At 39.5% G+C, this 2,159-nt stretch carries 2 protein-coding genes; one reads left to right on the forward strand and one right to left on the reverse strand.

The genetic code is table 11. The features are described from left to right. The coding region (locus ASV53_RS25650; RefSeq protein ID WP_205049231.1) for a hypothetical protein at nt 1–245 on the forward strand (245 nt) is incomplete at its 5' end. A 543-nt stretch (nt 246–788) separates the two neighbouring features. On the opposite strand, the gene ASV53_RS23690 is transcribed toward ASV53_RS25650, so the two are convergent. Continuing rightward, nucleotides 789–2,066, reverse strand: coding sequence for an RES family NAD+ phosphorylase (locus ASV53_RS23690; protein ID WP_094958955.1), 1,278 nt, complete (start codon nt 2,064–2,066; stop codon nt 789–791). Nucleotides 2,067–2,159: the final 93 nt, after the last annotated feature.

Consider the following 2,159-nt stretch of genomic DNA (forward strand, 5'->3'; position numbering starts at 1 on the left):
CCAAATACACTTCAAACCAAAACCGCCGAGTGTTAAGCGTCACCTTAATGCCTTTGTTACCCGGCCGTTTGACTTGGCTAAAGCAGCTTGCCTGCCATGATGAAATGCAATTAAAAACGGCGCTTATTAAGCGCGACAAACACCCAACTCAAGGCAGACAAATTCAAAACTATAACCACGAAAATTACTGCGCGTTTACCCACAAAATAGCGGCTACGATGATGTTAGCACTATGGTTTATCTAGAAAAGATTAACTAGAAACGCTCGCCAATATTGATTAAAAGGCAGCCCAAACTAAAGCCGCGAACAACGCCCACAATTATATTCCTTTCGGTAACCACCAAAATGTAACCACTTCCCTGCTAACGCACCGACCACAATATTGAAAGCGGCATTCCTCGATGATGGCGCGGCAATAGCTGAGAAGTTTAAGAACTGGTGAGTACGCGGAGTCGCAACCGCCACGGCCGAACCATGGTTAAAGCCCAATAAAGAAGTTGATGCGGTTATCAGCGAACATTCACGTAAGTCGTTGAGATGTTTAAAAATAAGAAGCCGCTATGACCGACGAACGATTCTAACTGCATACGGATTTATCTGGAATTGACCGACTCACAACAACAGCGGAGCTAAGTAAGCAAAAAGAACTCAACCAAGTCGGGTAACGCCGCGTTAAGTAGTGAGCAACGCTGACCACCAAGCTTAAACCATTGTGCCGTAAACACTAAAACCAAAGCAAACCGAAAATGCCGAGCGTTGCGAATCTGCCTTAAACGCTTTGTTAGAATTATAATTCACCGTGATTTATGAATATATGTTGTTTTTTTGCAACGGTCTTCACTGCTTCGATATAGTGTAATTCCAAGCTATTACTTACAAATGATAAATCAGATTTATGCTCTTTTATTTGAGCTTCATTAGTCGAGCTTTTAGAATATGCGTAATAGCCAAGCTCAGGATAATGCGACTCGCTAAACTCTATTGATTGCCCCTCATGGTACGTATAGAGACTGACGCTCGACTTTTCAGGGAATAAGACCACATTAAGTCCCTCTAGACCTGTTTGTACCGATGAAAACACCAAGCCTGAAATGTCGTCACCAAAATTGACTCTTAGATATTCAAATATTACTTGAGTTTCTAGGTAACTAGAGTTTCGCCTCTTCGAGGCAGGCTTTGATAAAAGAAACATTAGTTTCTTTAAAAAAGCACTTTTATGTGAATTTTTTGCATAACTTGGTTCAAAAGGGTGATATTCATTTTTGCTTATCTCTTCAAGCTTTCGTAAATCTAAGAATTTCAGTGGACGGTTAACAGTAAACTCTCCAGAAATTACCAAATCACCAGTAATAGCGCGAACCTCACTAAAGCATGTATCTCGATCAGATGACGCATAGAATGCTGATATGCCACTTGGTGTCATTCGTTGGTCACTGGCTAAATAGGCTGGTACAGCACCTAACTGTCTTGATGGGTCACTTATGATGTTCTCACGTTCGAGTTTAGTATTTGCGATACGTGCACGATACAATGAAACTTCTGGCTCTAATACCGTACATATAGCCTCATTAACATGATTTTCTGTATGTAATACAGAAAATAAGTCATCTAAAAACTGGCTGACTTCGACATTAAAAAATCGCTTACCATGCGAGATGGAATCAATGAAGTTAATCCATTTATCTTGATAGGAATTATTTTCTAATGTCCCGTCATCTAATGTAAAAAGGTTATCGTGAATGGAAAGACCTTGTGTTAAGTACTTAGTTAAGTCTTCTTCTAAGAGTTCGTTATTCAATTCTAGATCGTTAATGATTTCCCAGATTTCCTTAACATAGAGATCATCACTACCTCCCCAAAAAGAGGCGCGCTCTTGAGCACTGCATTCATCAATATGGACAAGTGATTCAAAAAAATTATTCTCTATGAATGAAAAGATGCTGTCTTTCGGAGCAACGAGATTAGTTGAATTACAGTAATCACAAACTTTTTTACCTACGCTTAGTTTCTCAATCTCTCGTTGTACTGCATCAATCTCAATGCAACTCTTACAAATATGCACCATAGTTTCCTTATAATTCTAACGCCTAAAATAAGCGGCGAAAAACAACGAGCAGATATTGATATGAAGTGCGTAAACGCATAACTTCATTTTGCA

The organism is Photobacterium sanguinicancri (assembly GCF_002265265.1).
Taxonomy (GTDB): domain Bacteria; phylum Pseudomonadota; class Gammaproteobacteria; order Enterobacterales; family Vibrionaceae; genus Photobacterium; species Photobacterium sanguinicancri.

Excerpts from the sequence above, each read along its gene's own strand:
- ASV53_RS23690 (WP_094958955.1), bottom strand. The coding sequence starts at position 2,066 with ATGGTGCATATTTGTAAGAGTTGCATTGAGATTGATGCAGTACAACGA.